Origin of the sequence: Micromonospora sp. NPDC002296 (genome assembly GCF_040296145.1) — a bacterium.
In the GTDB taxonomy this organism is placed as follows: Bacteria; Actinomycetota; Actinomycetes; order Mycobacteriales; family Micromonosporaceae; genus Micromonospora.
The window spans coordinates 94,203-118,225 of record NZ_JBEOWQ010000009.1; the positions used below are offsets into that span (position 1 = coordinate 94,203).

Genomic DNA, 24,023 nt, shown 5'->3' on the forward strand with positions numbered 1-24,023 from the left:
GGCACCTCCCCATGCCCGTCTTTCACGCGGTGCTGTTCGACTTCTTCGGCACACTCACCCGTTCCGTGCAGCGCGGCACGGCCCACCGGTCCACCGCCGAACTGCTCGGTTGCCCGGTCGAGGCGCTCGCCGCCGTGCTCGACCGCAGCTACTACGAGCGCGCCAGCGGGCGGTTCGGCGACGCCCGGGCGACCCTGCGCTGGGTCTGCGACCAGGCCGGGGTGGACCCGCCGGAGAGCGCGCTGCGCGCGGCGGTCCGGTCCCGGCACCGGGCGGTCCGGGCCGACACCCGGCTGCGCGACGAGGCGGTGCCCGTGCTGGAGGCGCTGCGCCGGCGCGGCCTGGGCACCGGGCTGGTCAGCGACTGCACCCACGAGCTGCCGGCGTTCCTGCCCCAGCTGGCCGTCGACCCGCTGCTCGACGTACGGGTCTTCTCGGTGGAGCTCGGTCGCTGCAAGCCCGACCCGGCGCTCTACCTGGCCGCGTGCCGGCTGTTGGGGCTGCCGCCAACCGACTGCCTGTACGTCGGCGACGGGGGCAGCCGGGAGCTCACCGGCGCGGAGCAGGCGGGCCTGACGGCGGTGCGGCTGGCTGCCCCGGACCTGGCCGAGCACATGGTGTTCGACGCCGAGCCGGACTGGACCGGGCCCGTGCTCCGCTCGCTGACCGAGGTCATCGACCTGGTCGACCCGGCCGCCGTGCCGGCCTGACCTGTAATACGGCCGCCCTGACCTGCTGGCAGTGCCCCGCTGCGGCAAGCGGGGGCGGTTCAGCGGCGGCGGACCCGGTGCAGGCGGAACGGCCTGCGAGTGACCCGGACCACCGGGGCCGGTCGGGGCGGCTCAGCGAGCGAGGAGTCCGGGAGCCGGTCGCCGGCTGTGGGCTCGCCGGTCGGGACCAGCCGGACCAGGGCGCAGCCCTCGGCAGCCCACCGCCGGACCAGGTCGGCCGTGGGGCCGGGGGCGTTCAGCCGCTTGGCGGCCACCGTCGGGGCCAGGGCCGTCCACTCCTCGCTGTCGGGAGTCACCCGGGCCACCCGGGCCGGCCAGGCGACGATCCGCCCGCCGTGGTCGCCACGCAGGACGACCTGTGCCTCGGCTGCCTCGGCCAGGCCGGGTGCCGCCTGCTCGCCGGGACCGCTCACCACCAGGAGCGACCCCTCGAACGGTACGCACCACAGCGCCCGCGCAGGCTCTCCCGCGACGCCCACCCAGGCGACGGCGGCCTTCTTCACCGCCTCGTCGACCAGGGGCGTCGCGACCCGCTCGTCCACCTCGTCCGTCACCCCGGCATCCTCCCGCATGTCCTCGGGCCGGCGCGACCGCACCGCCACCACGGTTCGCATCTTGCCGGCCCGCCGGGCCGGCACCGCACCCACCGAGCGTCGACCGCGGGCACTGCGCGCCGCTCAGCCGACGAAGGGCGGGACGGCGATCTCGCCGCGGGCCACCGCCATCACGTCGCCGGTCACCGTGGCACCGACCGCGGCGCCATGGGCCGCCGTGACCGTGCAGGCCAGGAAGGACGGACGGTTGATCTCGGCACCCTGCCGGACGGCGTAGGAGGAACGGCCGTCGCCCGGCAGCAGGCCGCTGGCGACCAGCCACACCCCGAGCCCGAGGGCGGCCGACCCGGTCGCCGGGTCCTCCGAGACGCCGTGCCCGGGCACGAACACCCGGGCGTGTGCGGTTTGCGAGTCGGCCTCCCAGGAGAAGACGCTGACATGCTCGATCCCGTACCGCTCCGCCGCCGCCGTGTTGACCCGGGCGCGGGCCACCGCGTCCGGCCGCACCGGCAGGTACGGGAACTCCAGCCCGCAGCCGGCCACCCGGGGGGCCGGGCCGGCGTGGTCGGCGGCGCTCAGGCCGGTCATCTCCAGCAGCGGCTCCAGGTCCAGCTCGGGGCCGAGGGTGGGAATGCCACCGGTCAGCGTCGCCCCGGTCGCGGTCACCTCGATCGGCAGCACCCCCGCCCCGCACTCCTGGGTGACCTGCCCCACCCCGAACATCCCGCGCCGGCTCGCGGTCACCGCCGCGCCGACGCTGGGGTGCCCGGCGAACGGCAGCTCGCCGGTGGGGGTGAAGATCCGCGCCCGGTAGGTGACCCCGACCCGCGTGGGAGGCAGCACGAACACCGTCTCGGACAGGTTGAACTCCAGCGCGAGCGCCTGCATCTGCTCGGTGGCCAGCCCTTCGGCACCGAACACCACGGCCAGCGGGTTACCGGCGAAAGGGCGGTCGGTGAAGACGTCCACGATCTCGTACGCCAAGGTCGACATGTTGATAAACAGTAGGCGCTTAGGCTGGTGCCCGTGAGCACGCCGAACCGGGTCTACATCGCCCGACTCGCCGGAGTCGCCGTCTTCGACCCGAACGGCGACCAGGTGGGACGGGTACGGGACGCGGTCGCCCGGATCCGGCCGACCCAGCGCCCGCCCGAGGTCGTGGGTCTGGTGGCGGAGATGCCGATGCGCCGGCGGATCTTCCTGTCCATCAACCGGATCACCTCCATCGACGCCGACGCGGTGGTGCTCGGCACGGGCACCCTCAACCTGCGCCGGTTCGAGAAGCGCCCCAACGAGCTGCTGGTGCTCCAGGAACTGCTGGACCGGCGGGTGCAGATCGACCCGGGCGGCCAGCCGGGCGCGGTGGTCGACGTGGCGATGGAGTGCAGCCGGGGCGGCGAGTGGTCGCTGAGCCGGGTGGCCGTCCGCGAACACACCGGCCGGCTCAGCCGCCGTGGCCAACTCCAGCAGGTCGACTGGGACCGGGTACGCGGCCTCAGTGGCATCGGTGAGAACCGGGGCACGGCGAACCTGCTCGCCGTACTGGAGGACATGCGACCGGCCGACCTGGCCAACGCCCTCCAGGACCTGCCCGACGCCCGACGGAACGAGGTGGCGGCGGCGCTGGACGACGAGCGGCTGGCCGATGTGCTCAGCGAACTGCCCGAGCGCGACCAGGTGGAGATCCTCGCCGCGCTGGACCGGGAGCGGGCCGCGGACGTGCTGGAGGAGATGGACCCGGACGACGCCGCCGACCTGCTCAACGAGCTACCCCCGCCCGAGCAGGACATGCTGCTCGACCTGATGGAGCCGAACGAGGCCGACCCGGTACGCCAGTTGCTGAAGTACACCTCCGGCACGGCCGGCAGTGTGATGACCTCGGAGCCCGTGATCCTGCCCCCGGACGCCACGGTCGCCGAGGCCCTCGCCCGGATCCGGGAGGAGCAGCTCTCCCCGGCGGTGGCCGCCCAGGTCTTTGTGACCCGCGCGCCGATGACCACCCCGACCGGCCGCTACCTGGGCATGGTGCACTTCCAACGGCTGCTCCGCGAGCCGCCGGCCGACCTGCTCGGCGGGGTGGTGGTCAACGACATCGACCCGCTGCGCGCGAACACCCCGCTGCCGGAGATCACCCGCCGGATGGCCACCTACGACCTGGTCGCCATGCCGGTGGTGGACCGGAACAACCGGCTGGTCGGCGCGGTCACGGTCGACGACGTGCTGGACCACTCGCTGCCGCGCGACTGGCGGGACCGGGGTGCCGAGCCCGCCCCGAGCGCGCCCGTGGTGCTGGACGGCGCGGATGAGTGAGCAGCGTCGGGCCGAGCGGCTGGACCAGCCGCGCGAGCCCCGGAGGGCGAAGCTGCCCCGGTTCGACCCAGAGGCGTTCGGCCGCTGGTCCGAGGGGATCGCCCGGGGCATGGGCACGGCCAACTTCATCGTCTACATGACGGTGGTGATCGCCGCCTGGTTCGTCTGGAACACGCTGGCCCCGGTGGACCTGCGTTTCGACCCGTACACCTTCACCTTCCTGACTCTGGTGCTCTCCCTCCAGGCCTCGTACGCGGCACCGCTGATCCTGCTCGCGCAGAACCGGCAGACGGACCGGGACCGGGTGGGGATGGAGGAGGACCGGCGCCGGGCGACGATGCAGAAGGCGGACACGGAGTACCTGGCCCGGGAGGTCGCCGCGCTGCGGATCGCGCTGGGCGAGGTGGCGACCCGGGACTTCCTCCGCTCGGAGCTGGCCCGGTTGGCCGAGGAGCTGGACGAGGCCACCCAGCGCCGGCAACGACTGGAGCGCCGGCAGCAGGACAAGCCGGCCCCCCACGGGGCCGGGGAGCCCCGCGCCCGCGGAGAACGACGTAATCGCGGGGAGCCTCGTGGTTCCGGAGAGGCTCGTGGGCCCGATGAGCGGGAGGCCGGGGAGGCGCCCAAGGCCGGGGAAACGCTTGGGGCCGGGGAGTTGCGTGGGGCCGGGGAGCCGCTCGACGAGCCGATCGACGAGCTGGACGGCGACTTCGCCCGGTACGGCCGCCCGGAGGGCCCGGCCCGGGAACGCTGACGGGCCGGATCGGGAGCGCTCCGGCCGGGAGCCAGCAGGCCTGGGGAAGTCGGGCGGAGCCACCCTCCGGCCGGCGGGCCCGGAGCGGTGGCCGGCGGGGCCATCGATTCGCTCACACCGGTCCCGGCGGCGGCCGGCACGGATCGCCCCCGACGTAGCATTGCGGGCATGTCAGCACCCGTCAGCACCGTCGAGGACGCCATCCAGGCCGCCCTGGCCACCGTCGACGACCCGGAGATCCGCCGGCCCATCACCGATCTCGGCATGGTCCGCTCCGCCCAGGTCGGCGACGACGGCGTGGTCCGGGTCGAGCTGCTGCTCACCGTGGCCGGCTGCCCGCTGAAGGACAAGCTGCGCACCGACATCACCGCCGCCGTGGGCGCGGTGCCCGGGGTGACCGGGGTGGAGATCGAGTTCGGGGTGATGAGCCCCGAGCAGCGCCAGGGTCTCCAGGCGAAGCTGCGGGGCGGCGGTGCCGCCGCGGAGCCGGTGATCCCGTTCGCCCAGCCCGGCTCCCGCACCCGCGTGTACGCGGTGGCCAGCGGCAAGGGCGGCGTGGGCAAGTCCAGCGTCACGGTCAACCTGGCCGCCGCGCTGGCCGCCCGGGGCCTGTCGGTGGGCGTGGTGGACGCCGACATCTACGGACACTCGGTGCCCCGGATGCTCGGCACGGACGCCCGGCCCACCCGCGTCGAGGACATGATCATGCCGCCGCAGTCGCACGGCGTGAAGGTCATCTCGATCGGCATGTTCACCCCCGGCAACGACGCCGTGGTGTGGCGCGGCCCGATGCTGCACCGGGCGTTGCAGCAGTTCCTGGCCGACGTCTACTGGGGCGAGCTGGACGTGCTCCTGCTGGACCTGCCCCCGGGCACCGGCGACGTGGCCATCTCGCTGGCCCAGCTCCTGCCGAACGCGGAGATCCTGGTGGTGACCACCCCGCAGGCCGCCGCCGCCGAGGTGGCCGAGCGGGCCGGCGCGATCGCGGTGCAGACCCACCAGCGGGTGGTCGGCGTGATCGAGAACATGTCCTGGCTGGAGCTGCCCGACGGCACCCGGATGGAGGTCTTCGGCTCCGGCGGCGGCGAGGCGGTCGCCGAGTCGCTGACCCGGACGATCGGCGCCCAGGTGCCGCTGCTGGGTCAGATTCCGCTGGACACCCGGGTCCGGGAGTCCGGCGACGCCGGTAACCCGATCGTGCTGGCCGAGCCGGAGTCGCCGGCGGCGAAGGCCCTGAACGGGGTCGCCGACCGGCTGGCGGTGCGGCGGGAGTCCCTGCTCGGCAAGCCGCTCGGCCTCAAGCCCGCCGGCCGCTGACCCGGCCACCCCTCGTATCGAGCGGGGGCGGCGCGCTCCCGTACGGGGCACGCCGCCCCCGTTCGGCTCCCAGCCCGGAACGGGCCGGTCAGTCAGGTGGCGTCGTCGTAGCTGGCCGTGCGGGGGGCGGGGGCCGTCGCGGCGGAACCACCAGGGGTCTTCGTCCGCAGGTCCACCGAGGCGGCCACGTCCTTGAGGTCGTCGTGCACGCCGGTGACGTCCGCCCGCAGGTTGTCGTACACGCCCTGGAGGGGCTTCCGGATCGCCTGCTCGTCCTCCTCGCTGAGCAGGTGCTTGCGGATGAACGCCTTCGGGTGCAGGTCCTCGAGCTGGATGTCGGTGCCCAACTCGCGGCTCAGGTCGCCGGTCGCGTTGCGGGCCATGGCGCGCAGGTTGCGGACCATCCGCAGCCCGTCGTTGATCACGACGGGCAGCCGGTCACCGAAGATCAGCAGCGCCAGGAGCAGCAGCGCACCGATCTCCCACCAGTTCAGGTTGTCGAACACGGCTGGGCCTCCTCGTCGGCGTCAGCCAAGACTACGCACGTCGGACGCCCGACCGGGAGGGGGTAACGGGTCTCACTTGGCGTCCGCGGCGAGGGTCACCGACGCGTTCTGCCGGTTCGACCCACGTCGATACTCCACGGTCACCACCGACCCCGGGGCGAACTTCCGCACCAGAGCGATCAGGTCGGTGGAGTCGGCCATCGGGCGGCCGTCGAGCCGCAGGATGACGTCCCCCGCCCGCAGCCCGGCCCCGGCCGCCGGGCCGGCCGGTTCCACCGCCGCCAGCCGTACGCCGCCCGCGCCGCCGCCGGCCGCGCCGGCGCCGCCGACCTGAGCGCCGATCACCGTGCGCCGGGCCTTGCCGGTGCCGATGATCTCCTGGGTGACCCGTTTCGCCTGGTTGATCGGGATGGCGAAGGCGAGCCCGATGTTGCCGGCCTCCTGGCCGTCTGCCACCAGCGACTTGATCGTCGAGTTCACCCCGACCACCCGCCCCGCCCCGTCCACCAGCGGGCCGCCGGAGTTGCCGTGGTTGACTGCGGCGTCGGTCTGGATGGCCGCGTAGTAGCGGGTGGGGCCGCCGGGCTCGCCGGCCTGCATCGTCCGGTCCACGGCGCTCACGATGCCGGCGGTCACCGTGTTGGCCAGCGACAGCGGCGAGCCGACGGCCAGCACCGGATCGCCGACCGCGAGTGCGTCGGAGTCGCCGAACTGCACCGGCCGCAGGCCGGTACGGGACACCTTGAGCACCGCGATGTCGGACTCCGGGTCCCGGCCGACCACGGTGGCGGCGGCGGTGCTGCCGTCGTTGAGGACCACCGTCGCCTTGCCAGGGCCACCGGCGACGACGTGGTCGTTGGTGACCACGTGTCCGTCGGTGCTGACGATGAAGCCGGATCCCTCGCTGGTGCCGCCCAGGCCGGCCACCCGGACCGTCACCACGCTGGGCAGGATCTTCTCGGCGACCCCGGCCAGCGACTCCGGCCGGCGCTGGGCGAGCGCGGGCGGGTCGGCGGCGTCGGCGCCGAGCACGGTCCCGCCGGCCACGCCGCCGCGCACCGCGAAGACGTACCCGAGGGCGCCACCGAGGGTGCCGGCGAGCAGCGCGGTGATCAGCGGGATCAGCAGCAACTGGCGCAGAGCCGGCCGGCCGGGCGCGTCCGGGTCGGTGACCCGTTCCGGCTCGACGTCGGCGCCTCCGACCGGGCCGGGCACGACCACCGCCGCGGGGGCGTACGGGTCCCGCCACGGGTCGGTGAGCGCGTCGGACCACCAGGGCGAACTCGTCGGGCCGCCCGGAGGGCCGCCGGACGCCCTCGGGGACCCCGCCGGCGTCGCCCCGCCCCCCGGCGGGCCCGCCGGCGTCGGAGTTCCCCCGGGCTGGCGCCAGTCCCAGCCGTCGGTCACGTAGACCTCCCAGTCGTCCCCGGCTCCCCCGCTTCGGACCGGCACGGGAGGCCGATCCCGACGACGGGGGATACCGCATCCAGGATTACACGAACGCCGCGCGTGCAGTCAGCGGTTGCCGTCGGTGATCGTCGGCCGGCAACCCCCGTCCGGCACGTCCACATGATCGTCCGAGACCGGACTCGCGGCTGCATCCGTCCGGCCCCGCCTCTAGGCTCATAGCGCCAACCCGCCCCTGACGGAGGTGTCCCATCGCTACGGCCGCCAGTTCCGGCAGCTCGATGCTCCAGACGTTGCAGTTCGCCGAGTCGTACGTCACCGAGGATCTCGTGCTGCGGACCGCCCGCAGCCTCGCCCACGAGGTGGGCCTCGACGCGGTGACCCCGGGTGCGGGGGCGGCCCTGCGGCTGCTCGCCGCCGCCGGCAGCGCCCGGGCGGTGGTGGAGATCGGCACCGGCACCGGGGTCAGCGGGCTGTGGCTGCTGCGCGGCATGCGCGTGGACGGCGTCCTCACCACGATCGACGTGGAGGTGGAGCATCAGCGGATCGCCCGCCGGATCTTCGCCGAGGCGGGCTTCCCCGCCGGGCGTACCCGGATCATCACCGGCCGGGCGCTGGACGTCCTCCCCCGGCTCGCCGACGGCGCGTACGACCTGGTCTTCGTCGACACCGAGGCCACCAGCTTCAGCTCCTGCGTGGACGCGGCGCTGCGGCTGCTGCGCCCCGGTGGTGTGCTCGCGCTGCACGGCACCCTGGCCGGCGGCCGGATCGGCGACCCGGCCGCCCGGGACGTGGAGACAGTGACCACCCGGGAGACGATCAAGGCGATCCGGGAGTCCGAGCACTGGACGCCGGCGCTGCTCCCCGTCGGGCACGGCCTGCTCGCCGCGGTCAAGTGCTGAGCGGCCACCGCCCGCTCACCCCCGCCGGCCGCTGAGCCTCACGGGCCGGTCGGGAACGCCGGGCCGGCGGGTGCGACGCCGGACCGGTCAGTCAAGGGTGCCGAGCCAGCGCAGCAGGCCCCGGACGCCCCAGCCGGTGGCCCCCCGGGTCAGCTCGACGGCGTCGCCGTCGGCCCAGGACGGCGCGGACATGTCGATGTGCAGCCAGCGCCCCCGCAGATCGCCGGTGAACTCGCGCAGATAGAGCGCGGCCAGCACCGAGCCGGCGCCCTGGTTGGGGGCGCTGTACAGGTCGGCCACCTCGCTGCCGAGGTGCTCGACGTAGTCGGCCGGCAGCGGCATCCGCCAGGCTGCCTCGCCGGCCGCGTCGATCGCCGCCAGCAGGTCGGCGGCCAGTTCGTCGTTGTCGGAGTAGAGGGCGCCGGTGCGCTTGCCGAGCGCCACCGCGTTCGCACCGGTCAGGGTGGCCAGGTCGAGCAGCAGGTCGGGCTTGAGCTCGGCGACGGCGTACGCCAGCGCGTCGGCGAGCACCAGCCGGCCCTCGGCGTCGGAGTTGGTGGTCTCGCTGGTGACGCCGCCGTAGTGCGTGACGACGTCGCCGGGGCGGAACGCCGACCCGCTGACCGCGTTCTCCGCCAGCGGCACCAGGGTGGTGACCCGGACCGGCAGCCCCAGCGCCGCCGCGCCCAGGGTGGCGGCGACCACCGCGGCGGCCCCGGCCATGTCCTTTCGCATCAGCTTCATCGCCGCCACCGGCTTGATCGAGATGCCGCCGGTGTCGAAGGTGATCCCCTTGCCGACCAGCACCACATGGGTACGCGCCCCGGCCGGCCGCCAGTCCAGCTCGACGAGGCGGGGCCCGCTGGCCGAGCCGCCCCCGACGGCGAGGATCCCGCCGAAGCCCTCGGCGGCCAGTTCGTCCGGCTGCCGCACGCGCACGTGCAGGTCGGGCTGGTCGGCCACCGCCGCCTCGACCTGCTCGGCGAACCACTGCGGGTTCTTCACCGAGGACGGGGTGTTGGTCAGGTCCCGGGCCAGGTGGGTCATTCGCGCGGTGACCTCGGCCGTGGTCACCACGTCGGCGTACCGGGACGGGTCGGTCACCAGCACGTCGACGCCGGCCAGGGCGGGGCGCTCGCCGGCCTCGGTCAGCCGGAACCGGTAGGACGCCAGCAGGAGCCCCTCGACCAGGCCGCGCACCGCCTCGGCCGGGGCGTCGCCCGGCAGCCCGATCGTGAGATGTGTCTCACCTCCCGCAGTCCGGGCCAACGCGGCGCCCGCCGCACGCCATCCGGCCTCGTCACCGGCCCCGATCCCGGCCAGCAGCAGCCGGCCCGGGGTGCGCCCGGGGCGCAGGTGCACGTGCACCTCGCCGGCCCGGCCGGTGGCCCGGGCCGCGGGTGCGAGGGCGGCCGCCTCGGCCAGCACGTCGTCGTCGGGCACGGGCAGACCGGCCGGCAGCGTGGCCGGGGCGTCCCCGCCCTCGGCAGCCGCCGCGGGTCGGATGGGCAGGGCCAGGGAGTCGGGCCGCTCGGGCCCGCTCACCAGACGGATGGCCAGCACGCTGCAACGACCTCCAGAACGACCGGGAGAACGGGCCCGGCGCCCGTACCCAAAGATGAAGGCCCTGAGCCACCGGCGGGGCCGGTGGCTCAGGGTTGTACGAACCGTCCGCTCGACGACCGTCGGCCGGACCGCTCCTCGGTCAGCCGGCGGCTGCCTTCAGTGCGTCACCGAGCGCGTTGGCCTCGTCGGGAGTCATCTCGACGACGAGCCGGCCACCACCCTCCAGCGGGACCCGCATGACAATGCCCCGGCCCTCCTTGGTGACTTCCAGCGGACCGTCGCCCGTCCGCGGCTTCATCGCCGCCATGTTGTCTCCCCTCAGACCTACGCCAGGGTCGGTGGGTTGCCCCACAGCCTCTTCGCCATCGCCCGCCGCAACTTGCACGGCGGCACCGATGACGATTTTCCCTGATGAACACCGCCGGACCCAAACCGAAGCAGCATTGATGTAACAGCATCTAGCATATCCTGAGAAGGCCTGTCACAATGTGCGGTCATGCAGGCACGGTCGGCACTCTTCGACCTGTACGGCGACCACCTCCGACCCAGGGGTGGCCGCGCGCCGGTCGCCGCCCTGGTCAAGCTGCTCGCGCCGCTCAGGATCGCGCCTCCGGCGGTGCGGACGGCGGTGAGCCGGATGGTCCGCCAGGGCTGGCTCGACCCGCTCCGCCTGGTCTCCGGGCCGGGATATTCGATCACACCGAAAGCCGCCCGACGACTCGACGAGGCGGCCGCCCGGATCTACCGGACCGGCCGGGTCAGCTGGGACGGACGGTTCGACCTGCTCGTCCTGTCGACCCCCACCTCCCGCCGGGAACGGCAGCGGCTCGCCGCGAACCTGAGCTTCCTCGGCTACGGCACCCTCGACGAGCAGACGTGGGTGGCCACCCGAGCGGCGGAGGACGTCGACATGTTGCTCGACGACGCGGGTGTGCGGTACGAGCGGTTCACCGCGTCCCACGCCGCCGGCACCCCGGGTGCGGTCGAGGTGGTCCGCCGGGCGTGGGACCTCAGCGAGATCGGGCGGGCCTACGAGCAGTTCGTCGCCGAGCAGCGCCCGCTGCTGGCCAAGGTGACCGCGCGCAGCGACGACGAGGAGGCGTACGCGGCACGGTTCCGGCTCGTGCACGCGTGGCGTACCTTCCTCTTCCGGGACCCGCAGCTCCCCCCGGCGCTGCTGCCCGAGCGCTGGCCCGGCACCGCCGCGGCCAGTTTCTTCGACCGGCACGCCGCCCGGCTGCGGCCGGCCGCCGACCGGTACGTCGAGCAGTGCCTCGACGCCACGAACCGCACCCCCCGACAGAAGGGTCGTTAGAACGTGACCGAGCCGCTGCTCGTTGACCGCACCGACTCCGTCGTCACCCTGACGCTGAACCGCCCCACGGCGATGAACGCGCTCGACGTGGCGCTCAAGGAGGCGCTCCGGGACGCCCTGGCCGGGCTGGGGTCCGACCGCAGCTGCCGGGCCGTGGTGCTGGCCGGGGCGGGCGGGTCGTTCAGCGCGGGCCAGGACCTGCGCGAGCACGTGCAGGCCCTCGAATCGGCCGGGGCGGACCCGCTGGCCACCGTCCAGGCTCACTACAACCCGATCGCGGCCCGGCTGGCCAGCCTGCCCAAGCCGGTGGTCGCCGCGGTCCGGGGAATGGCCGCCGGGGCCGGCGCGTCGCTGACCCTCCTGGCCGACTTCCGCGTCGGCGGGCCGAAGACCCGCTTCCTGATGGCCTTCGCCGGGATAGGGCTCGCCGCCGACACCGGCGCGTCCTGGACGCTGCCCCGGCTCGTCGGCCACGCCAAGGCCGTCGAGCTGCTGATGCTCGCCGAGCCGGTGTCCGCCGAGGAGGCGCACCGGCTGGGTCTGCTGAACCGGCTGGTCGACGACGACGAGCAGGTGCTGCCCGCCGCGCAGGAACTGGCCGCCCGGCTCGCCGCCGGCCCGACCGTCGCGTACGGGGCGATCAAGCGCCAGCTCTCCGTCGCCGACGCCGGCACCCTCGCCGACGCCCTGGCTGCCGAGGCGCAGGCCCAGTCGATCTGCGGCGCCACCGCCGACCACCGGGCCGCCACCACGGCCTTCGTGAACAAGCAGAAACCGGTCTTCGAGGGACGCTGAACGCGATCCGCTCCAGCCGGGTGGGCGGGCCCGGTGGGGCCGGCGGTCAGCGGGCCACGTAGCCGCCGTCGATCGGGACGGTGTGGCCGGTGATCCACGCCGCGTCGTCGGAGGCGAGGAAGAGCACCACCCCGGCCACGTCGTCCGGGGTGGGGATGCCCGGCTTCGGGTTGAACGACTCCATCTGCCGGCGCATCTGCGCCGGGTCCGGCGCGCCGGCGATGAAGTGCTCCGCCAGCGGGGTCATCACCACCGACGGGGCGACCGCGTTGACCCGGATGCCGCGGGTCGCGTACTCGACGGCGGCCGAGCGGGTCAGCCCGATGATGCCGGCCTTGGTGAACGTGTACGGGGAGATGTTCTCCTGGGCGGCCAACCCCGTGGTCGAGGAGGTGTTGACGATCGCGCCCCCGTCGCCGTGCAGCATCGCCTCGATGCCGTACTTCAGGACGTGGAAGACGCCGTCGCCGTTGATCCGGCTGACCCGCTCCCAGTTCTCCACGTCCATCTCGTGCAGCGGCTGCTGACTGCCGTCGATGCCGGCGTTGTTGAAGATCACGTCGATCCGGCCGTACCGCTGCACGGCGTCCACGAAGCCCTGCTCGACCGACGCCGCCTCACCGGTGTCGACGGTGACCGCGAGCGCGTCCGGCAGCTCGCCGGCCACCCTCTGCCCGCCGGCGGCGTTGATGTCGGCGATCACCACCCTGGCCCCCTCGGCGGCGAACCGTCGGGCGGCAGCCTCACCCAGCCCGGAGGCGCCACCGGTGATGAACGCGACCTTGTCCTGGAACCGCATCGCACCTCCCCTGGGCCGGGCGTCGACGCCGGCCCGCCACGAGCCCTCGTTACCCGGCGAGCCCTTGCCTAGTCGTCCTCCTCCGGGTCCTGGTTGGCCTCAGCGCCGAGCACGAACGCCTGCATGGCCAGCTCGTCCCCGGACGGCGAGACGAACGTGGGCAGTTCCTGCGGGCCCAGGTCGCGCACGTACGACCAGAACAACCGGACCGCCTCGGCCGGGGTCTCCGCCTCGATCGGAAGATCAAGGCTGACCAGCCACGGACGGCGCGCCGGCGGTGGCCCGAGTCTCTCGGCCAGCTCCCGGTAGGCGCCGGCGGGCAGCGCGGTGACCGGCCCGTCGAGGGTCAGCCCCTCGGCCGCCACCGGCTCGTCGAAGGCCCTTCGGGTGTACGCGACCACGAGCGAGCCGGCGGCGGGATCGGACTGGGGGTCGTCCGGGTCCTCCCGGCGCTCGACGGTGGGTCGGGCGACCCGACCCAGCGCGACCAGCCGCAGCGGCCCCTCGGTCAGCACCGCCACCGGATCGCCGGGGCGGGGGCCGGCGGGCGCGGTCGGCCCGGCGGGGGCCGTACCCGGCGGGTAGGCCGCACCGGCGGCATCGAGCCCGGTCAGCTCCAGCGTGTCGTGATGAACGAGCCGCTCGGCGTCGTACCGGCCCGGTGGGAGGAGCACGGCCCAGGCGCCGTCACCCGGCCCGCCCTCGCCCCGGACGTGGATCGTGCCGCTCACGCGGCGATCGGTGTCGGTCATGCAAACCATCCCATCACGCCGGCTCTGCCGCGCTGACGTGGCAGCCGGTCAGGTGGTCGTCCACCATCCCGGTGGCCTGCATCAACGCGTAGGACGTGGTGGGGCCGACGAACCGGAACCCGCGCTTCTTGAGCGCCTTGGCCATCGCGGTGGACTCCGGGGTCAGCGCCGGCACCTGGGTGAACGTCTCCGGCCGGGCGGCCCGGGGCGGCGGCGCGAACGACCAGAGCAGGGCGGAGAGCCCGTCGGGCAGGTCCAGGGCGGCCCGGGCGTTGGCGATCGCCGCCTCGATCTTGGCCCGGTTCCGGACGATGCCGGCGTCGGCCAGCAGCCGGGTCACGTCCGCCTCTCCGTAGCCCGCCACCGCCTCGATGCTGAACTCGTCGAAGGCCAGCCGGAAGGCGGGGCGCTTGCGCAGGATGGTGAGCCAGGACAGCCCCGACTGGAACGCCTCCAGGGTCATCCGCTCGTAGAGCGCGTCGTCGCCGCGCAGCGGCCGACCCCACTCCCCGTCGTGGTAGGCGGCGTAGTCCGGGGTGCTCGCCCCCCACGCGCAACGGGGCAGGCCGTCCGCGCCGATCACCAGGTCAGTCACGGCGTACACGCTAGACCGGGACGCCGACGGCCCGCCGCCGTGCCGCCGCAACGGGGGTGTCGGGGCACCGGGAACCCGCGTTGTCACCGACCCGGCGGGCGCCCCGGGGGCCGGCGGTCAGGGCAGGCGGCCCTGCTCGACCAGCCGGCCGAACTTCTTCAGCGCCTGGGTGAGGCTGACCTTGGAGCCGGGCCAGAGCACCGGCCAGGCCACCCGGCCGGCGGTGCCGGCGGGGAGGTGGAACCACTCGTGCCAGACCACCTGGGTCCGGCCGCCCTCGATCTGGGTGCAGCGCAGCACCCCGGGGCCGCGTAGCAGCCGACCGCAGTGCACCACGCCGACCTCGTAGGGCGCGTCGACCCGCACCACCCGCATCTCGTCCCGCAGGACCGCCGGGCCCAGCGCGGTGACCGCCTCCACGAGGCTGCCCTCGCCACCGTCGCCCTCGACCACCTTGACCGTGGTGAACGGGATCCAGTCCGACTGCCGCTCCCACGCGACGAGGGCGGCGAACACCCGCTCGGCCGGGGCGTTGACGATGACCGTCGCGGTGACCTCGCCCGCGCCGGGCTGGGCCGCCTCGCGCAGGCCTTCGCCGTCCGCCCCGCCGGTCACGCCGGCTCCGGCCGGACCGCCGGCCCCCGCCCACCGGCCGGGTCCGCCGGCTCGTCGGCACCGGAAGGGGCCGCCTCCGGGGCGTCGGCGTCGGCGGCCCGCGCGGGCACCGTTGCCGGCTCGTCGGCGGGGCCCACCGCGGTCGGCGCGTCGACGTCGGCGGACACCGCGGTCGACTCATCCGCATCGGCGGACACCGTTGCCGGGCCGTCGGCCTCAGCACCCGCCGTCGTCGGCCCGTCGGCGTCGACCGACGCCGCCTTGAGGTCGCCGACGGGGGTGGTGTCGGCCGCCTCGGCGGCGGCCGCGGCCTGCTCACGGGTGCGGCGCAGCTCGTCGGCGTCCGCGGCCCGTCCCTCGCGCAACGCGGTGACCTCCGCCTCCAGCACGCCGATCAGCTCGGACTTGTACCCGATGTCGTAGGCCGTCCGGCGCAGCGCCTGATCGACCTGGGCCATCCGGTACCCCCGCACCGCCGTGTCGAAACGGACGTCGCCCACGTCGGACTCGCGCAGCGGCCGGCTGGCGGGCAGCGGGACCGCCCGCCCGTCCGGCTCGACCGGCTCCAGGCCGGTATCTCGGCCGGTGACCAGCACCGTCACCCCGAAGAGCACCGCCGCGGCGGTGAGCGCGACGACCAACAGGAGCAGCACCTGACCCATGTAGGAGATCGTGGCACGCGGACGGGCCGGGAGCGACCCCGCCGGGCGGTCCTCCCACAGATCGGTGCGGATCTGTGCGGTCGTACCGGGCGGACCGGACGCCGGCCGACCGGCTAGCGTCGCAGGGCGGGCCGGGTCGCACGGCCATGGCGAGATCGGGAGGCGAGCATGACCGGGGCGTTTCGGCTCGGAAGTCGCACGTTCGCGCCGGGCGAGCTGGCGGTGATGGCCATCGTCAACCGCACCCCGGACTCGTTCTTCGACCGGGGCGCCACCTTCGCCCAGGACAGCGCGCTGCGCGCCGTGGAGCGGGCGGTCACCGACGGGGCGGAGATCATCGACATCGGCGGGGTGAAGGCCGGCCCCGGCGACGAGGTGGACGTGATCGAGGAGATTCGGCGCACGGTGGACACCATCGCCGCGGTCCGGGCCGCCTTCCCGGACGTGGTGATCTCCATCGACACCTGGCGGGCCGAGGTGGCGGTGGAGGCGGTCGCGGCCGGCGCCGACCTGCTCAACGACACCTGGTCCGGCGCGGACCCGGCGCTCGCCCGGGTCGCCGCCGAGACCGGCGCCGGACTGGTCTGCTCGCACGCCGGCGGGCTCGCGCCGCGCACCCGCCCGCACCGGGCCGCATTCGACGACGTGGTGGCCGACGTGGTCGCGACGGTGACCGGCCTCGCCGAGCGCGCGGTCGCCCTGGGGGTACGCCCCGACGGCGTCCTCATCGACCCGGCGCACGACTTCGGCAAGAACACCCGGCACTCGTTGGAGATCACCCGCAGGCTCGCCGAGCTGTCCGGCACGGGCTGGCCGCTGCTGGTGGCCCTGTCCAACAAGGACTTCATCGGCGAGACGCTCGACCTGCCGGTTGCCGAGCGGCTGGAGGGCACCCTCGCGGCGACCGCGGTGTCGGCCTGGCTGGGCGCCCGGGTGTTCCGCGCCCACCAGGTGCTGCCCACCCGCCGGGTCCTGGACATGGTGGCGTCGATCCGGGGCGACCGCCCGCCGGTCGCCACCCGACGCGGCCTGGCCTGAGCGTCCGCCGGTGCCGGGCGCACGGGTCGACGCGCGGCCGGCGGGTCAGGTCCAGCGGAGGATGTTCCGACGCCAGGCGTAGAGGATGCCCAGCGCCAGCACCGCCACGAAGATGCCCATCTCGGCGACGGTGACCAGGCCGAAGCCGGGGCGGTCGAAGACCACCGCCCAGGGGAAGAGAAAGACCGCCTCGACCGCGAACAGCACGTACAGGTACGCGTAGACGTAGTAGCGGATCTGCATCTGCGCCCAGTCGCCGCCCACCGGGTCGAGGCCGCACTCGTAGCTCGCCCGCTTGCCGGGGGGATCCGCGGGGCGGGCGGGGCGTAACACCCGGTTCGCGGAGAACGCCGCGACGAAGAAGAGGACGCCGGCGAGCAGCAACAGCCCGAGTGTCGCGTACGAGCCCAGGTAGCCGGTCACGGTGAGTCAGCCTACCGGCCCCGCCCGGCCGCGTACCGGACACGTTACGGAACTGTTTCCCGGCGGGACTGGTGTCCTGCGGCAAGTATTACCGAATAATGAATTCGCCCTGATGGTCCCGGAAGAGAGATGGCCCGCGTGGACGTACGCCCCGTTCGGCGGGTAGCCGATCGACGTGTCGCCGTACTGCTTGCGGCGTCCATCACGTTCGGTGTCGCGGCGCTGCCCGGCTGGGCCGCCGCCGCCCCCTCCGTGGCCCGCTCGGCGGTCGCGCAGGCCGACCCGCCCGGGGACCCGGTTGGCGAGCCCGGCGGCGAGACGCCTCCGGTCGAGCCCACCGCGACCGACCCGGCGCCCACCGAGGCCCCACCGACCGTGCCGCCGCCATCGGAGACCGCCGCCCCGCCGCCCACGCCCGACGAGCCTGCGGCCACCACGCCGGCCGGGCCCGTCGACCCGCCGGCCACCACCGCTCCGGCCACCACCGCTCCGTCGCTCCCGCCGCCGGCGACCTCCGCCCCGCCGCCCCGCCCGTCGGCCCCCGGCGCGGGCGCACCGGCGCCGAGCCGGCTGGGCGTGCGGGTCAGCACCGAGGACGTCACGCTGACCGAGGCGTACTGGAACGCGGAGAACACGACGACCACCCTGCGGGTCACCGTGACCAACACCGGCGAGGTGGCAGAGCTGATCCGGCTCTCGTACACCCTCCCGGCGGGCCTGACCGACGCCGGCACCCCCGGGTGCGCCGAGGCCGGCGGCGGCGTGCACCACTGCGGCGGGTGGCAGGCCGCGCCCGGCGACCGGTTCAGCGCCCTGGTCAAGGTGCGCGTCGACGGCGCCGCTTGGCGGCAGATGCCGCTCAGCGGCGCGGTCCGGGTGAGCGCGAGCGCCCCCGGCGTGGCCGGCTCGGTCGAGGACAACGAGGGCTTCGCGGTGCTCTTCCCGCCGGGGCCGCCCGTACCGGGCATCTCCCTGGACGCCGACGGGGTGGCCTTCGACATCAGCGGGGCCGCCAGCGAGCTGAACGTCCGGCTCGGCAACACGGGCAAGGCCGATGCCGCCGGTCGGGTCGAGGTGGTCCTGCCCGCCGGGGTGACCGTGCCGACCCCGCCCCCTGGCTGCGTCGCGCTGAGCCCCGCCCGTACCCGCTGCGACGTCGGCACGGTGCCGGCCGGCGGCACCGTCACCGTCCGGCTCCCGGTGAGCGCGACCGCCGAGGCCCAGCGGGAGGCGCCGCTGGCCGGTGCCGTGATCGGCCGGGTCGACCCGCGCAGCGGGCAGGCCCGGCAGCTCCAGATGAGCTTCCGGATCACCGCGGCGGCCGCGATGTCCACCCCGATCGCCACCCCCGCCCCGGTCGGCTCCCAGGGCGTGCTGGCCGCGGCCGGCGGGGGCCCGGACCCGGCCGGCGGTCTCACCTCGGTGCAACGCAGCGCGGTCATCCTGATCGTGGTCTCCGTGCTGCTGGTCGTGCTGGCGCTCGTGCTGGCCACCACCTCGCTGCGCCGCCGGCTCGCCGGGCCGGCCGATCCCGTGCCGGCCCAGTCGGACTGACCCGGGGCTGCCCGGCCCGCCACCGACCGCCCGCCACCCACCGCCCGGCGCCGGTCGTTCGGCGGGCCGGGCCCGCCCACGGTCCTCCACCGAAAGCCGAGGCGGACCGGTGATCCTGATTACGGCGGGCGTGCCAAAACAGCATCAGACAGGGCATAATCGCCCCGAATTCGATCCCAGTCGGCGGACCACAAGGCGAGTTCGACCCCCCACTCGACGTAGGCTCTCGGGTGAGGAACTACAGCGGACCGGACCAGCCACGGCGGTGCGGGGCAGCGGTGCGTCAAGGAGGTCGCGTGGCCGGGAAAGGCAAGGTCACCATCATGTTCAGTCGCCCGCGCCACCGCGCCGAGCGAAGCGAGGTTCAGGCGTGACCAAGCAGATCCGTCAACTCGACCGGGTGGTCATCCGGTTCGCCGGGGACTCCGGCGACGGCATGCAACTGACCGGCGACCGGTTCACCTCGGAGACGGCGCAGCTGGGCAACGACATCTCCACGTTGCCCAACTTCCCGGCCGAGATCCGCGCCCCCGCAGGCACCCTGCCGGGCGTGTCGAGCTTCCAGGTGCACTTCGCCGACTACGACATCCTCACCCCCGGTGACGCGCCGAACGTGCTGGTGGCGATGAACCCGGCCGCGCTCAAGGCCAACCTGGCCGACCTGCCGCGCGGCGCCGACATCATCGTCAACACCGACGAGTTCACCAAGCGCAACCTGGCCAAGGTGGGATACCAGTCCAGCCCGCTGGACGACGACTCCCTCGCCGGCTACGTGGTGCACCCGGTCGCTCTCACCTCGATGACGGTCCGGGCGCTCGCCGAGAACGAGGTGTCCAAGAAGGACGCCGAGCGGGCCAAGAACATGTTCGCTCTCGGCCTGCTGTCCTGGATGTACTCCCGGCCGTACGAGTCGACCCTGCGCTTCCTGGAGCGCAAGTTCGCCAAGCGTCCCGAGCTGGTCGCGGCGAACATCGCGGCCTTCAAGGCCGGCTGGAACTTCGGCGAGACGACCGACTCGTTCTCGGTGCGGTACGAGGTGAAGCCGGCGAAGATGCTGCCCGGCACGTACCGGAACATCACCGGCAACGCGGCGCTGTCGCTGGGCCTGGTGGCCGCGGGCGTGCGCTCCGGCCTGCCGGTGTTCCTCGGGGCGTACCCGATCACCCCGGCGTCGGACATCCTGCACGAGCTGAGCAAGCACAAGCGGCTCGGCGTGGTCACCATGCAGGCCGAGGACGAGATCGCCGCCGTCGGCGCGGCGCTCGGCGCGTCGTACGGCGGGTCGCTCGGCGTCACCACCACCAGCGGCCCCGGCGTGGCGCTCAAGAGCGAGACGATCTCGCTCGCGGTGGCGCTGGAGCTGCCGCTCGTCATCGTGGACGTGCAGCGGGCAGGCCCGTCGACGGGCCTGCCGACCAAGACCGAGCAGGCCGACCTCAACATCGCCCTGTACGGCCGGCACGGCGAGGCCCCCGTCGCGGTGATCGCCCCGAAGTCGCCGTCGGACTGCTTCCACGCGGCCATCGAGGCGGCCCGGATCGCGCTGACCTACCGCACCCCGGTGATCCTGCTGTCGGACAACTACGTCGCCAACGGCTCCGAGCCGTGGCTGCTGCCCGACGTGGAGTCCCTGCCCGACCTGCGGGTCGAGTTCGCCACCGAGCCCAACGGCGAGAACGGCGCCTTCCTGCCGTACCTGCGGGACCCGGAGACCCTGGCCCGGCCGTGGGCCGTCCCCGGCACGCCGGGGCTGGAACACCGGATCGGCGGCCTGGAGAAGGCCGACAAGACCGGCGACATCTCGTACGACCCGGCGAACCACGACTTCATGGTGCGCACCCGGGCGGCCCGGATCGAGACGATCCCGGTGCCGGACGTCGAGGTGGAGGACCCGGACGGCGACGCCCGGGTGCTGGTGCTCGGCTGGGGCTCGACGTACGGGCCGATCGGCGCCGCCTGCCGGGGGCTGCGCCAGCGCGGGCTGTCCGTCGCCCAGGCGCACCTGCGACACCTGTCCCCGATGCCGGCCAACCTCGGCGAGGTGCTGCGCTCCTACGACCGGGTGGTCATTCCCGAGATGAACCTCGGCCAGCTCGCCCAGGTGATCCGGGGCAAGTACCTGGTCGACGCCATCGGCTACAACCAGGTCCGCGGCCTGCCATTCACCGCCGTCGAGCTGGAGACGATGCTGGAAGAGGTCCTGAAGAATGTCTGAGCCCGTCGCCCTCAAGCTCACCGCGAAGGACTTCAAGTCCGACCAGGAGGTGCGCTGGTGCCCCGGCTGCGGTGACTACGCGATCCTCGCCGCCGTGCAGCAGTTCATGCCGGAGCTGAACATTCCCCGGGAGCGGACCGTCTTCGTGTCCGGCATCGGCTGCTCGTCGCGCTTCCCGTACTACATGAACACCTACGGAATGCACTCGATCCACGGCCGCGCCCCGGCGATCGCCACCGGCCTGTCGGTGTCCCGCCCGGACCTGTCGGTGTGGGTGGTCACCGGCGACGGCGACGCGCTGTCGATCGGCGGCAACCATTTGATCCACGCGCTGCGCCGCAACGTCAACCTGAAGATCCTGCTGTTCAACAACCGGATCTACGGCCTGACCAAGGGGCAGTACTCGCCCACCTCCGAGGTTGGCAAGATCACCAAGTCGACCCCGGCCGGCTCGGCCGACGCGCCGTTCAACCCGCTCTCGCTCGCCCTGGGCGCGGAGGCCAGCTTCGTCGGCCGCACCATCGACTCGGACCGCAAGCACCTCCAGTCGGTGCTGCGGGCCGCGGCGGAGCACCAGGGCTCCGCGTTCGTGGAGATCTACCAGAACTGCAACATCTTCAACGACGGCGCGTTCGAGCAGCTCAAGGAGCCGGGCACCCGGGACGACTTCCTGATCCGGCTGGAGCACGGGCAGCCCATCACCTTCGGCTCCGACGGGCAGTTCTGCGTCGTGCACCCGCCGGGCGGCTTCGGCCTGGAGGTGCGGGAGACCGCCTCGGTGGGCCCGGAGGAGATCGTCGTGCACAACGCGACGGTCAACGACCCGGCGTACGCGTTCGCGCTCTCCCGGCTGCCCGGGCTCGACCTGCGCAACACCCCGATCGGCGTGTTCCGCTCGGTCGACCGCCCGTCCTACGACAGTGTGGTGCAGGAGCAGCTCGCGGCGGCGAAGGCCACCGTGACCGAGACCCCGGAGCAGCAGCTCGCCGGCCTGCTCGCCAGCGGCGACACCTGGACGATCCGCTGACCCGCCGCTGACGGCGGCACGGATTCGCCGCCGCCCTCCGCGACACGAAAAGGGCCCGCAACCTTCGCAGGTTGCGGGCCCTTTCGTCAGTACGGGTAACCCTGGTCGATCAGAAGACCAGGTTGAAGCTGCCCCAACCGGTGGAGATGACCTTGCCGCTGGCGTCGATCCAGTTGCCGTGGCCGTCGGTGGTGTAGAGGCGCATCTGGTTGCTGCTGTTGACGCCCATCATGTCCATCATGTTGTCGCCGTTCCAGTCGCCCGGCGTGATGATGTTCTTGAAGCCGCCCCAGCCGCTGCCGATCTGCGTGCCGGCCGGGTTGGTCCAGCCGCCCGCCTGGTCGGTCTGGTACATCTTCAGGATGCCGGTCGAGCTGCGGCCGATCAGGACCTCCTTGCCGTCACCCTTCCAGGCGCCCGGGGTGAGGAACAGGTTGAACCCGTTCCAGCCGGTGCCGATCCGGGTGCCCGCCGGGTTGGTCCAGCCGCCCGCGCCGTTGCTGGTGTAACGCCACAGCTCGCCGTTGGACTTGCGCACCATGAGGCTCGGCAGGCCGTTGCCCAGCCAGTTGTTCGTCACCATGAGGGCGGTGAAGTTGCCCCAGCCGGTGCCGATCTTCTTGGGGTCGCCGCTGGGGCTGCCCTGGCCGTTGGTGTTGTAGATCCACAGCGCGCCGGTGGAGTCGACCTCCATCAGCGACGGGGTCCGGTCGCCGTTCCAGTTGTAGACCCGGAAGATCCGCTTGGAGCTGCCCCAGCCCGAGCCGATGCTCTCTTGGGAGTAGAAGCCGCCCTTGCCGTCGTTGGAGAACCCGCGCCCCACGTACAGCCGCAGGTTGCCGGCGGTGTCCCGGGCCATCAGGTCGGTGTGGCCGTCGCCGGTCCAGTCGGCGTTCACCAGCGGCGCACGGGTCAGGTCCGCGTTGATCGAGTTGGCGTAGTAGCTGATCCGCTCGTAGTAGCCCGGGTGGTCGCCGCACGGGTCGTAGCCCCAGTCGGTGATGCCGACCTGCTTGCCGTTCACCAGGAGCGGCCCGCCGGAGTCACCGTGGCAGGTGTCCGCGCCGTTGTTCGGCCCCGCGCAGATCATCCGGTTGGCGTCGTACGCCTGGCCCGCGACGCCGGCGCAGGCCTCGTTCGACTTCATCGTCACGGTCGCCTTGCGCAGCTTCGTGTCGTCGTTGTCGCCGTCGGCCACGCCGTAGCCGAGGATGTCCGCCGCAGTGCCCGCCGCGTACGGCGCCTGGTCACCCTGGCCGCTCAGCGCGATCGGCGTGTACGCCGACGGAAGGTTCTGCTTGAGGGTCAGGACCGAGACGTCGTCCAGGATCGCCGTCGCGGTGCCGTTCTCCTGCGCGGCGAGGTTGTAGCCCTGGTGGGTCCAGGTGGACGCCACCGCGCCGATGTACCCGCCGGGCGGGATGTTGCCGTTGACGTCGAGCAGTTGGTTCTTCCCGGCGAGAACCAGGGTCGTTCCCGCCGCGTCCACGGAGCAGTGCGCCGCCGTCAGCACCTTGTTCGGGGCGATGACGGTGCCGGTGCACCAGTAGATGCCGTCGTACGTGTAGGTCAGGATGCCCACGACGTACGGGTGGTTCGCGACGTTGACCTCGGAGCCGCCGACGATGCGCTTCGACGGGAGCAGTTCGCCCTTGACGCCGGGGCTGGGCGGGGCGAACTTGCCCGCCCGGAAGTTCTTCGACGAGGTCTTCCGGCTCTCACCCTGGATGTCGCTCGCCGGCTTGAGCACGCGGTCGTTCGAGGTGGCCGCCTGGACGACCGTTCCCGGCGCGACGACCGCCGCGCTGCCGAGGGCGAGGCCGGCGATGATGCCCGCCGCCCGCCGCCGCCGGATCCCTGCGGTGTTTGCCACTTCAGCCACTAATTTCTTCCCGTCGTTCGATTAACGAGGCACTCGAAACTGCCGACGTGCGGTGCGCCGACCGGACGGAGAGATGACGACGCGGCCGGGGGCACGACCTGTGCACCCCGCGCGTTCCGTTGGATCCCCCGTGCCTGAGCCAATCGAGGGGCGTCGGCGATAATCGGACGCCATGCCCATTGGCAATTCCAAGCGGCCAAACGGTAGCAAGATTCGCGCCGTCACAAAAGAACCGACAGGATGAATCTCCACTGGCCGAAACCGCAGTAACAGCACGTCGATCGGCCGGAGGACACGGACCCGG

22 protein-coding genes and 2 pseudogenes are annotated in these 24,023 nt (G+C 73.5%); 11 read left to right on the forward strand and 13 right to left on the reverse strand.

The annotated features are described in order from the left end of the window. Window positions 1-11 precede the first annotated feature (11 nt). Window positions 12-710: an HAD family hydrolase gene (locus ABT023_RS10465; RefSeq protein WP_350883853.1), complete on the forward strand. Its 699-nt coding sequence runs from the start codon at window positions 12-14 to the stop codon at window positions 708-710. 59 nt (window positions 711-769) lie between these two features. Here ABT023_RS10465 and ABT023_RS10470 read toward each other — a convergent pair whose 3' ends face one another. Together ABT023_RS10470 and ABT023_RS10475 are read right to left on the reverse strand one after the other, a co-directional pair. Further along, on the reverse strand, window positions 770-1,303 hold the full coding sequence (locus ABT023_RS10470) for a hypothetical protein (protein WP_350884011.1): 534 nt from the start codon (window positions 1,301-1,303) through the stop codon (window positions 770-772). A gap of 105 nt (window positions 1,304-1,408) precedes the next feature. Continuing rightward, window positions 1,409-2,278 carry a PhzF family phenazine biosynthesis protein gene (locus tag ABT023_RS10475; RefSeq protein WP_350883855.1) on the reverse strand — a complete coding sequence of 290 codons (870 nt, stop codon included), beginning with the start codon at window positions 2,276-2,278 and terminating at the stop codon, window positions 1,409-1,411. A 33-nt stretch (window positions 2,279-2,311) separates the two neighbouring features. Here ABT023_RS10475 and ABT023_RS10480 point away from each other — a divergent pair, with 33 nt between their 5' ends. The 3 genes and pseudogenes from ABT023_RS10480 (at window position 2,312) to ABT023_RS10490 (ending at window position 5,666) form a co-directional block, all read left to right on the forward strand. Then, window positions 2,312-3,595, forward strand: a complete 1,284-nt coding sequence (locus ABT023_RS10480; RefSeq protein ID WP_350883857.1) for a magnesium transporter MgtE N-terminal domain-containing protein — start codon at window positions 2,312-2,314, stop codon at window positions 3,593-3,595. Continuing rightward, window positions 3,588-4,169, forward strand: a pseudogene (locus ABT023_RS10485) (DUF1003 domain-containing protein); the annotation flags it as partial. The gene ABT023_RS10480 and the pseudogene ABT023_RS10485, both read left to right, overlap by 8 nt. A gap of 348 nt (window positions 4,170-4,517) precedes the next feature. Then, the gene (locus tag ABT023_RS10490) at window positions 4,518-5,666 is read left to right on the forward strand and encodes an Mrp/NBP35 family ATP-binding protein (RefSeq protein ID WP_350883859.1); all 1,149 of its coding nucleotides are present in this window, start codon (window positions 4,518-4,520) and stop codon (window positions 5,664-5,666) included. Window positions 5,667-5,758: 92 nt separating this feature from the next. Here the strand turns inward: ABT023_RS10490 and ABT023_RS10495 are convergent, their stop codons facing one another. Both ABT023_RS10495 and ABT023_RS10500 read right to left on the reverse strand, forming a co-directional pair. After that, window positions 5,759-6,172 carry a twin-arginine translocase TatA/TatE family subunit gene (locus tag ABT023_RS10495; protein ID WP_350883861.1) on the reverse strand — a complete coding sequence of 138 codons (414 nt, stop codon included), beginning with the start codon at window positions 6,170-6,172 and terminating at the stop codon, window positions 5,759-5,761. 72 nt (window positions 6,173-6,244) lie between these two features. Continuing rightward, on the reverse strand, window positions 6,245-7,579 hold the full coding sequence (locus tag ABT023_RS10500; RefSeq protein WP_350883863.1) for a S1C family serine protease: 1,335 nt from the start codon (window positions 7,577-7,579) through the stop codon (window positions 6,245-6,247). A 281-nt stretch (window positions 7,580-7,860) separates the two neighbouring features. Between ABT023_RS10500 and ABT023_RS10505 the strand changes: the two genes are divergently transcribed. Further along, a complete protein-coding gene (locus ABT023_RS10505) occupies window positions 7,861-8,481 on the forward strand; it encodes an O-methyltransferase (RefSeq protein WP_350883865.1) in 621 nt (206 codons plus the stop codon). A gap of 87 nt (window positions 8,482-8,568) precedes the next feature. Here ABT023_RS10505 and ABT023_RS10510 read toward each other — a convergent pair whose 3' ends face one another. Beyond that, window positions 8,569-10,044, reverse strand: coding sequence for a leucyl aminopeptidase family protein (locus ABT023_RS10510; RefSeq protein WP_350883867.1), 1,476 nt, complete (start codon window positions 10,042-10,044; stop codon window positions 8,569-8,571). A 142-nt stretch (window positions 10,045-10,186) separates the two neighbouring features. Next, the gene (locus ABT023_RS10515; RefSeq protein WP_007455245.1) at window positions 10,187-10,354 is read right to left on the reverse strand and encodes a DUF3117 domain-containing protein; all 168 of its coding nucleotides are present in this window, start codon (window positions 10,352-10,354) and stop codon (window positions 10,187-10,189) included. Window positions 10,355-10,543: 189 nt separating this feature from the next. On the opposite strand from ABT023_RS10515, the gene ABT023_RS10520 reads away from it, so the two are divergent. Then, window positions 10,544-11,362 carry a PaaX family transcriptional regulator gene (locus ABT023_RS10520; protein WP_350883869.1) on the forward strand — a complete coding sequence of 273 codons (819 nt, stop codon included), beginning with the start codon at window positions 10,544-10,546 and terminating at the stop codon, window positions 11,360-11,362. A gap of 3 nt (window positions 11,363-11,365) precedes the next feature. Continuing rightward, entirely contained in the window at window positions 11,366-12,157 is a 792-nt protein-coding gene (locus ABT023_RS10525) for an enoyl-CoA hydratase/isomerase family protein (RefSeq protein WP_350883871.1), read from the forward strand. A gap of 46 nt (window positions 12,158-12,203) precedes the next feature. Here the strand turns inward: ABT023_RS10525 and ABT023_RS10530 are convergent, their stop codons facing one another. From ABT023_RS10530 to ABT023_RS10550, 5 genes and pseudogenes are all read right to left on the reverse strand, one after another. Further along, complete coding sequence (locus ABT023_RS10530; protein ID WP_350883873.1) at window positions 12,204-12,956, reverse strand: SDR family NAD(P)-dependent oxidoreductase; 753 nt, start codon at window positions 12,954-12,956, stop codon at window positions 12,204-12,206. A 68-nt stretch (window positions 12,957-13,024) separates the two neighbouring features. Beyond that, window positions 13,025-13,708 carry an RING finger protein gene (locus tag ABT023_RS10535; RefSeq protein WP_350883875.1) on the reverse strand — a complete coding sequence of 228 codons (684 nt, stop codon included), beginning with the start codon at window positions 13,706-13,708 and terminating at the stop codon, window positions 13,025-13,027. Continuing rightward, window positions 13,705-14,303, reverse strand: a pseudogene (locus tag ABT023_RS10540) (DNA-3-methyladenine glycosylase I). The gene ABT023_RS10535 and the pseudogene ABT023_RS10540 overlap by 4 nt, the downstream one beginning before the upstream one ends. Before the next feature lie 117 nt (window positions 14,304-14,420). After that, window positions 14,421-14,918 carry an SRPBCC family protein gene (locus tag ABT023_RS10545; RefSeq protein ID WP_350883879.1) on the reverse strand — a complete coding sequence of 166 codons (498 nt, stop codon included), beginning with the start codon at window positions 14,916-14,918 and terminating at the stop codon, window positions 14,421-14,423. Next, a complete protein-coding gene (locus tag ABT023_RS10550; protein ID WP_350883881.1) occupies window positions 14,915-15,580 on the reverse strand; it encodes a DivIVA domain-containing protein in 666 nt (221 codons plus the stop codon). Before ABT023_RS10550 ends, ABT023_RS10545 begins: the two co-directional genes overlap by 4 nt. A gap of 168 nt (window positions 15,581-15,748) precedes the next feature. Here ABT023_RS10550 and folP point away from each other — a divergent pair, with 168 nt between their 5' ends. Next, window positions 15,749-16,618 (forward strand): dihydropteroate synthase, encoded by an 870-nt coding sequence (gene folP, locus ABT023_RS10555; RefSeq protein ID WP_350883883.1) that lies wholly within the window; start codon window positions 15,749-15,751, stop codon window positions 16,616-16,618. Window positions 16,619-16,663: 45 nt separating this feature from the next. Here folP and ndhC read toward each other — a convergent pair whose 3' ends face one another. Next, window positions 16,664-17,041 carry an NADH-quinone oxidoreductase subunit A gene (ndhC, locus tag ABT023_RS10560; RefSeq protein ID WP_350883885.1) on the reverse strand — a complete coding sequence of 126 codons (378 nt, stop codon included), beginning with the start codon at window positions 17,039-17,041 and terminating at the stop codon, window positions 16,664-16,666. A gap of 129 nt (window positions 17,042-17,170) precedes the next feature. Here ndhC and ABT023_RS10565 point away from each other — a divergent pair, with 129 nt between their 5' ends. The 3 genes from ABT023_RS10565 (at window position 17,171) to ABT023_RS10575 (ending at window position 21,837) form a co-directional block, all read left to right on the forward strand. After that, window positions 17,171-18,595: a hypothetical protein gene (locus ABT023_RS10565; RefSeq protein WP_350883886.1), complete on the forward strand. Its 1,425-nt coding sequence runs from the start codon at window positions 17,171-17,173 to the stop codon at window positions 18,593-18,595. Window positions 18,596-18,965: 370 nt separating this feature from the next. Further along, window positions 18,966-20,810, forward strand: coding sequence for a 2-oxoacid:acceptor oxidoreductase subunit alpha (locus tag ABT023_RS10570; protein WP_350883888.1), 1,845 nt, complete (start codon window positions 18,966-18,968; stop codon window positions 20,808-20,810). After that, window positions 20,803-21,837 carry a 2-oxoacid:ferredoxin oxidoreductase subunit beta gene (locus tag ABT023_RS10575; protein ID WP_350883890.1) on the forward strand — a complete coding sequence of 345 codons (1,035 nt, stop codon included), beginning with the start codon at window positions 20,803-20,805 and terminating at the stop codon, window positions 21,835-21,837. The genes ABT023_RS10570 and ABT023_RS10575 overlap by 8 nt, the downstream gene beginning before the upstream one ends. Before the next feature lie 109 nt (window positions 21,838-21,946). On the opposite strand, the gene ABT023_RS10580 is transcribed toward ABT023_RS10575, so the two are convergent. Next, window positions 21,947-23,719 (reverse strand): trypsin-like serine protease, encoded by a 1,773-nt coding sequence (locus tag ABT023_RS10580; protein ID WP_350883892.1) that lies wholly within the window; start codon window positions 23,717-23,719, stop codon window positions 21,947-21,949. Between the last annotated feature and the right edge of the window lie 304 nt (window positions 23,720-24,023).

Excerpts from the sequence above, each read along its gene's own strand:
- ABT023_RS10530 (WP_350883873.1), bottom strand. The coding sequence starts at position 12,956 with ATGCGGTTCCAGGACAAGGTCGCGTTCATCACCGGTGGCGCCTCCGGG.
- ABT023_RS10575 (WP_350883890.1), top strand. The coding sequence starts at position 20,803 with ATGTCTGAGCCCGTCGCCCTCAAGCTCACCGCGAAGGACTTCAAGTCC.
- ABT023_RS10565 (WP_350883886.1), top strand. The coding sequence starts at position 17,171 with ATGGCCCGCGTGGACGTACGCCCCGTTCGGCGGGTAGCCGATCGACGT.
- ABT023_RS10465 (WP_350883853.1), top strand. The coding sequence starts at position 12 with ATGCCCGTCTTTCACGCGGTGCTGTTCGACTTCTTCGGCACACTCACC.
- ABT023_RS10550 (WP_350883881.1), bottom strand. The coding sequence starts at position 15,580 with ATGGGTCAGGTGCTGCTCCTGTTGGTCGTCGCGCTCACCGCCGCGGCG.
- ABT023_RS10475 (WP_350883855.1), bottom strand. The coding sequence starts at position 2,278 with ATGTCGACCTTGGCGTACGAGATCGTGGACGTCTTCACCGACCGCCCT.
- ABT023_RS10535 (WP_350883875.1), bottom strand. The coding sequence starts at position 13,708 with ATGACCGACACCGATCGCCGCGTGAGCGGCACGATCCACGTCCGGGGC.
- ABT023_RS10515 (WP_007455245.1), bottom strand. The coding sequence starts at position 10,354 with ATGGCGGCGATGAAGCCGCGGACGGGCGACGGTCCGCTGGAAGTCACC.
- ABT023_RS10520 (WP_350883869.1), top strand. The coding sequence starts at position 10,544 with ATGCAGGCACGGTCGGCACTCTTCGACCTGTACGGCGACCACCTCCGA.
- ABT023_RS10490 (WP_350883859.1), top strand. The coding sequence starts at position 4,518 with ATGTCAGCACCCGTCAGCACCGTCGAGGACGCCATCCAGGCCGCCCTG.
- ABT023_RS10470 (WP_350884011.1), bottom strand. The coding sequence starts at position 1,303 with ATGCGGGAGGATGCCGGGGTGACGGACGAGGTGGACGAGCGGGTCGCG.
- ABT023_RS10505 (WP_350883865.1), top strand. The coding sequence starts at position 7,861 with ATGCTCCAGACGTTGCAGTTCGCCGAGTCGTACGTCACCGAGGATCTC.
- folP (WP_350883883.1), top strand. The coding sequence starts at position 15,749 with ATGACCGGGGCGTTTCGGCTCGGAAGTCGCACGTTCGCGCCGGGCGAG.